The organism is Candidatus Protochlamydia sp. W-9 (assembly GCF_001950615.1).
Taxonomy (GTDB): domain Bacteria; phylum Chlamydiota; class Chlamydiia; order Chlamydiales; family Parachlamydiaceae; genus Protochlamydia; species Protochlamydia amoebophila.
Genome location: NZ_BCPZ01000282.1, coordinates 1 through 7,144, shown reverse-complemented (window position 1 = coordinate 7,144; position 7,144 = coordinate 1). Strand labels below are relative to the sequence as shown.

Here is a 7,144-nt window from a genome sequence, read left to right as displayed (position 1 = left end):
TTTTTACACTTGCCAGAAATCGATCCTCGTCTTGTTCGCAACTATGACAGGGAAATTGTAGGTCGTTGTATCAAAGAGTACATCCGCTCCATCCTTAGTACCCTCAATATCTCTTTTATCGACACAGTATTAAAAGAGGTAGAAGGCAAGGTCCCTAAAAAAACAGTTGGAATGCTCGAGCAAAAAGTAAATCGGCTTCGAGACTATGTGTTGGGCTTATTGGGATCCTTTCCGGAAGATCAAAAAAAAGCGAAAGAAAGATGGGCTACTCTCCAGGAAGGTCATCAATCAGCGATAGATTCAATAGTAGAGAAATTTAAATTACAAACTTGGGCGACAGTCCTCCTTTGTATTCCAAGCGGGATACCGTACGGTATTTACACGTTAATAAGATGGAAGGAACTGAGAAAAGAAGAGCAGAAAAATATCAGAAAAGTGATTGATCTTTGCTGTGATGAGTTAGATCAAATATACAATGCGCTAGTGAAACTAAAAGATCTAGAAAAAATCATTGAAAAACAAGAGATCATTGATGAGGTGTTTGATTCTGGAGAGAGTTTTTTTGAGTCGAAAGTTGCTTTCAGAGAATCTATACAAAATAAGATTGAAAAAATTAGAGCAAACTACGGCATTAGAGAATGGGACGAACGTATTGACATTATGAAAAAAAAGCTTGACCATTTTTTTGAAAGGCATTACTTGAATTCTCATTTTGACATTATGGATTTCCTAAGCTGGGTGTTCTTCGATAAGGGTAGAAGATCCTCTGTGCAGGAGATGGAGATACGGCTACAGCCGTCATCTATAAATTATACATCAGGTTTGGTAGAAATAATGGCACCATTTTTGATGGCACCATTAGCATCCGCACCAAAACCAATGGAGGAAGTACTGTGCAAATTTTCAAGAGTTTTAGACATAGATTTAAAAAAACCTTTATTCCGAGCAATGTTAGGAGCCGCTGTATTATCTGGCCGAGAAGATTTAATCCAAAACTCTTGAAGGATATTTTCTTAAGAGTTTGATTTCAATTAGGTAAGGGATCATTTTGCAAAAAGTTTGAAAAATAACTCATCATAGTTTTTGTATACTATGTAGTCGATGTTGAATAAAAAAAGTAACAAAATATCAAAGCCAAAGGATCTAAGCAAAAATCCTTTGGCTTTTTTTTATCATTTTTTTAAGAATAAATTTAGAATGACCTGCCTCAAGAGGAACCTAGCTCTCATCCCTTTTTATTTTCTACACCTTCTAAAAGTATTTGACTCTCAAGTCATCAAATAAAGGTGTTTCTCCAGCTTGAAGCTCATGAAAGGGAGGGTGAAAAACAAGATCGCCAATCATTAGGGAAAATATTTAAAGCATTTTGAGGATGGGGAAAGCATCGCAGTAGCGATTAAGACTAGTTTTTTTTAATTTGCAAATAAGGCCTGATAAACATCTGTTATTCTATTTTGGAAATGTTTAACCCTTCTTCGTATTCTTTTAATAGATCTTTTCACTATTCCTCGATGTAAAAGTCTTTCCTTTTATAGATAAAAGCCAATATTATAGTTGCCTATAATTCTTTCAGCAGCCTTTGAATGTTAAAAGATCCTAATGACAAACTTTTTCAAGCAAAAAACGAAAAATACTTTGGTAAGTTTGCCCCATTCCCCTTTTTATCCAGTTCAGTAAATACTTTATTTTTTTTTGTTTTGCTTGAACTAATTGAGCTTTTTCTTTTTCTTGTGCTTTTTGGTAATAAGCGCTTGGAGAAGGCGTATTACCTAAGTCGATTAAATCACCGAAGAAATAATATGAACAATTTTTCGCTCTTTGTTTAATAAGATAAAGACAATCTTCTTTTAATTCTTGAACGTTAATCAAGGAAAATTTTGAAAAATCAACGGGTAATGGAGACATCTTATATAAACGTAAACCATTTTGTATGTAATCAAATTGATCATAAAAAATTCCTTTTCCTTCACGATCCATATTCGTAAAATAATGAGGTAAAAACCGGAGAGCTTGTTCCGCGGCGCTCAAACGAAATTGATTATAAAGTTTGTCATGTAAAACCCAAACGACAGACCATCCCATTTTCTGATAATCGTGATTCCGTTTGCTTAATTCTTCAGCCGTAATGGGAGAATACTGAATTTCAAAAACTATTTTTTTAGAGAGCCATACAACATCAGCAATACGACCAATTTCAGGCAGCCGGTATTCTAATTGGCAATCTCCTTTTGGCAAACAAGCATAAAAATGATTTTGAATATGTATGTGGATGATTCCTTTTCGATGAAGATGGCAAGCTCGATTAGGTTCTAAATGATAAAAATGGCGTTGGCGAAGCGTACCTCCTCTAGATCGCAGATGACTATTACATTCAATACATCGATAGTTTACTTTTTTATGGGCATGATGAGCATGAATAATCTCATTTTTTTCATTTAACGCATAAATTTGCATGACCACCAAGCTAATTTTAATTCCCGTAAACAATTTTATCATCTAAAACTTTCATTAATTAATGGATAATCCTTGTGATAAAATAGATTTCTTGCATAACTTAACAGCTTTAGAGAAATTTCAAAGTATATTCGAGTTTAATAATTTTTTCATTATGTTCAAAATTCATGATAAAAGATTTATTAAAGTAATTTTTCAAAATTGTTAAATTGAAAATACACCATTATTTTTAAATATGAATATTGATCTATTACGTTCGGATCTGAAATTTTTCGCGCAGCTTTAATTATTTTATCTAATGCCAAATAAGCGAATTTTATTGAGCTTAGCGAAAACTCGCTTTAAAAAGGCAAATTTGTTAAAATTACTCGTATTTCTTACTTCTTCTACTTTAGGAAAGCATGAACAAAACGAACTTCAAAAATCATTTTTCTCAACAACATCAGCAAAAAATTGATGAGCTTGTCGCTATTTCAAAAGACCAAGGTTTTATTACTTATGAGGAGATCAATGAAATTCTCCCTATGTCTTTTGATTCCGCTGATCAAATTGATCAGATCCTGATTTTCCTTAGCGGAATGGACATTCAAGTTCTTAACCAATCTGAGGTAGATCGTCAAAAAGAGCGCAAGAAAGAAGCGAAAGAATTAGAAAGCATGCCAAAAAGATCAGAAGGATCTCCTGATGACCCGGTGCGCATGTACCTTAAAGAAATGGGTTCGGTCCCTCTTTTAAGCCGGGAAGAAGAAGTTGAAATTTCTAAACGCATTGAAAAAGCTCAAGTCCAAATTGAACGCATTATTTTACGCTTTCGTTACGCAACCTCTGAAGCCATTGCTATAGCTAACTATCTTCTTACTGGTAAAGAACGATTTGATAAATCTATTACCGAAAAAGAGGTCGTGAATAAACAAGAATTCATGAATCTGCTTCCTAGAATATGTCAGTTATTAAAAGAAGAAGATCTCATTTTAGAAAGATTGTTAGAGCAAATTAATGATCCTAATATCAAAAAGAATGACCGCTTAAAGCTAATTGAAGACATTGAAAAATGTCGTATCCGCATGCAAGCCTACCTACGCCGACTGCATTTAAGACACAATATCATCGACGATTTCGTCGAAGTTATTTTACGTGCTTATGATCGCTTCCTTTTCCTAGAAAAGGAAATTCAGGAACTTACACCTCGTGCGGAAAGAAATAAGTTTGCTGGTGCAAAGCTTGCCGCTGCTCAACGAAAACTCAACAAACGAGAACTTGCAGCAGGGCGATCTTTAGATGATTTCAAAAAAGATGTGAAAATGCTTCAACGCTGGATGGATAAAAGCCAAGAAGCTAAACGGGAAATGGTAGAATCTAACTTAAGGCTCGTTATTTCTATTGCTAAGAAATATACAAATCGAGGCCTTTCTTTCTTGGATCTCATTCAAGAAGGAAATATGGGGCTCATGAAAGCCGTCGAAAAATTTGAATATCGTCGCGGATACAAGTTTTCTACTTATGCAACATGGTGGATCAGACAAGCTGTCACAAGGGCTATTGCCGATCAAGCCCGTACCATCCGTATTCCTGTTCATATGATTGAAACAATTAATAAAGTCCTACGCGGCGCAAAGAAATTAATGATGGAAACTGGTCGCGAGCCAAGTCCTGAAGAATTAGCTAAAGAACTAGGAATTACTGCCGAAAGAGTGAGAGAAATTTATAAAATTGCTCAACATCCTATTTCACTTCAAGCCGAAGTGGGTGATGGAGGTGAAAGTCAATTTGGAGACTTTTTAGAAGACACGGGAGCTGATTCTCCTGCAGAAGCAACGGGTTATTCAATTTTGAAAGATAAGATGGGAGAAGTCCTCTCAACACTTAGTGATCGAGAACGAAAAGTCCTTATTCAACGATTTGGTTTATTAGATGGTAAACCTAAAACACTGGAAGAAGTAGGTGTAGAGTTTAATGTTACTCGTGAACGTATCCGCCAGATTGAAGCAAAAGCTCTACGCAAAATGCGACACCCTATCCGTTCTAAACAACTCAAAGCCTTCCTTGATTTATTAGAAGCAGAATAAATTAATATCCTCTCTTAATAAAAGAGGGGATATTTGTCTTGTAACCTTAGGCTCCATTTTTAATATGTCTCATTCTCAATTACAAAGCCGAGGTCTTCAATCAGAGAAAATTCTTTCACTTCTTAAACCTGATGGATTACTTGCTAATAGCTTAAAAGGCTTTGAATTTCGTCCCCAGCAACAGCAGATGATGACAAATATTATCGAGGCGTACAATAATGATTCGATTGCTCTCATCGAAGCTGGAACAGGAATAGGTAAAAGTCTAGCTTACTTGATTCCGGCTTTAATTTGGGCAGCACGTTTCAATGAACGCACTGTCATCTCGACCAATACCATTACTCTTCAGGAGCAGCTTTTATCAAAAGACATTCCAAATCTTTTAGACGCACTTGATTTGAATTTGAAAGCGGTACTCGTTAAAGGAATGCATAATTATCTTTGTATTCGTAAACTAGAAGATGTTCAGATGGAAATGAGCATTGTCTCTTCAGAAGAAGCTCAAGAAATTGAGAAAATTGAGGCTTGGCGCCAACAAACAGTTGATGGATCGCGCTCTTCACTTTCTTTCGCTCCGACTCATTCTGTTTGGGAGAAAGTTGGAGCAGAAAATGAAGCGTGCTCTCATCATGAATGCCCTCATTACCAGCAATGTTTCTTTTTTAAAGCTAGACGCCAAGCACAAGATGCGCACATCTTAATTGTGAATCACCACCTCTTATTTGCTGATCTTATGCGCCGAGCAGACACTGCCAATTACAGCGAAACAAGCATTCTTCCCACCTATCGCAGAATTATTTTAGATGAAGCTCATCATGTTGAAGATATTGCTACAGAATATTTTGCTTCACATTTACATCGTATTGAGTTGATGCGCACAATGGGTCGCTTAGGTTCTGAAAGACATAGTCAACAACCAGGTAAACTTCCTATTTTAAAAGAGAAACTGCAACTTTTATATAATAAAACTCCACCGCGAGAAATTAGTCAAATCGTGATGCGCTTGACAATAGACTTACCTGCTCTTCGCCATGTCATCCATGAACAAATTAATCAAACATTTGATGCCTTTGCTCACTTTATTGAAGCGATCAAAAACCCTGCTTCTCGGTTATTAGGCGAAGAAGTGTCTTTAAATGAGCAGAAACTACGCATTTTGAACGAACATATGAACCACACAAAGTGGAAAGAGGAAATTCATCCCTCTGCTAGTCAGCTTATCGATTCTCTTAAAAACTATCGTTTAAACATTACTAATTTAGAAGCTGAACTTAAATTAATTGAAAATGAACGATTGCAAGAACAAACTAAAAGTATTCGATTAGATATCCAAGGTCTTGCAAATCGGCTAGAAACTTCAATTTCTTTGCTTAATCACTTTATTTCGCCCCCTTCTTCACCCAATAAAGTGCGTTGGATCGAAGCTCACAAATTGAAATCTTTAATCAATGTACACTTAGTAGATGCAGATTTAGACATTTCGAAATCGCTAGCTGAATTTGTATTTAGCAAATTCCCTACCATTATTTTATGTAGTGCGACATTAACTTCTAATCAACAATTTCAGTTTATTCGGAAGCGTTTAGGACTAACCGATAAGCACCTTCCTTATAGACAAATTGAAGAATATATTTATGATTCTCCTTTCGACTACCATAAACAAGCACTACTAGCTGTTCCTACGGATATGCCTCCTCCTTCGCACCCAGATTTTAATTGGATTGCTTTTGAAAACATTTGGAAAGCTATTCAAGCTAGCCGTGGACAAGCCTTTGTCCTTTTTACCTCTTACTCTATGTTGCAACAGTGTGCGGAAAAATTATCAGCTCGTATGCATGAGCATGCATATGTCTTATTTAAACAAGGGGAAGAAGCAAGGCAGACGTTATTACATAAATTTAAAACAACAGATCGAGCCATTTTATTTGGTACAGATTCTTTCTGGGAAGGAGTGGATGTCGCTGGTGATGCACTTCGATGTGTCATTATTGTCAAACTCCCTTTTAGAGTTCCTACTGAGCCGCTCATTCAAGCACGCACAGAAGCCATTATCGAAAAAGGAGGAGAGCCATTTTTTGAATATTCCGTTCCTCAGGCAGTTGTCAAATTTAAACAAGGCTTTGGACGATTGATTCGCAATCAATGGGATCGAGGATGTATTGTCTGTTTAGATACTCGATTAGTCACAAAAGGATATGGAAAGCAATTTTTAAACAGTCTTCCTGCCTGTGAAAAAGTTTTTATTAATAGCGAGCAGTTGTGGGCAAAAATGGGAGATTTTTACCGAAAAACTTACCATTTGGTCAAACAAAATCCATTCTCCTAAATCACCTAAGAATCAATCAGTATTAAAACTTAAGCCTTAGTGCAGCTTATATAGACTGATTCATTGCGGTTGATGAAAATTTTATTCAATCGAACTTCGAAAAAAGGTGGCTTATTCTGTCAATAATCTTGAAATGTCAAAGCTTATCTTTAAAAAAAAATTTAATAACCTGAATTTTGAATTTATCTCTTTGATAATAAATAAGAAGAATAAAATTTAAATGACAAAGGACCTCTGCATCATTTAAAACATTTGTTTTCCCAAGCTAATGTTTAATATGACATGAGAGGTCAAAATG

Annotated in this window: 4 protein-coding genes; 3 read left to right on the top strand and 1 reads right to left on the bottom strand. The window is 35.7% G+C overall.

Translation table 11 applies throughout. From position 1 onward, the window contains the following. The coding region (locus BU804_RS13480; protein ID WP_158025045.1) for a hypothetical protein at nucleotides 1-1,002 on the top strand (1,002 nt) is incomplete at its 5' end. A 594-nt stretch (nucleotides 1,003-1,596) separates the two neighbouring features. Here BU804_RS13480 and BU804_RS08355 read toward each other — a convergent pair. Then, nucleotides 1,597-2,454 carry a competence protein CoiA gene (locus BU804_RS08355; protein WP_158025044.1) on the bottom strand — a complete coding sequence of 286 codons (858 nt, stop codon included), beginning with the start codon at nucleotides 2,452-2,454 and terminating at the stop codon, nucleotides 1,597-1,599. Nucleotides 2,455-2,855: 401 nt separating this feature from the next. Between BU804_RS08355 and BU804_RS08350 the strand changes: the two genes are divergently transcribed. Further along, entirely contained in the window at nucleotides 2,856-4,520 is a 1,665-nt protein-coding gene (locus tag BU804_RS08350; protein WP_011174727.1) for an RNA polymerase sigma factor, read from the top strand. A 64-nt stretch (nucleotides 4,521-4,584) separates the two neighbouring features. Continuing rightward, on the top strand, nucleotides 4,585-6,846 hold the full coding sequence (locus BU804_RS08345; RefSeq protein WP_075883707.1) for an ATP-dependent DNA helicase: 2,262 nt from the start codon (nucleotides 4,585-4,587) through the stop codon (nucleotides 6,844-6,846). The last annotated feature ends 298 nt before the right edge of the window (nucleotides 6,847-7,144 follow it).

What these genes read in the sequence shown, in the direction of transcription:
- BU804_RS08355 (WP_158025044.1), bottom strand. Translation starts at nt 2,454, where the DNA reads ATGCAAATTTATGCGTTAAATGAAAAAAATGAGATTATTCATGCTCAT.
- BU804_RS08350 (WP_011174727.1), top strand. Translation starts at nt 2,856, where the DNA reads ATGAACAAAACGAACTTCAAAAATCATTTTTCTCAACAACATCAGCAA.
- BU804_RS08345 (WP_075883707.1), top strand. Translation starts at nt 4,585, where the DNA reads ATGTCTCATTCTCAATTACAAAGCCGAGGTCTTCAATCAGAGAAAATT.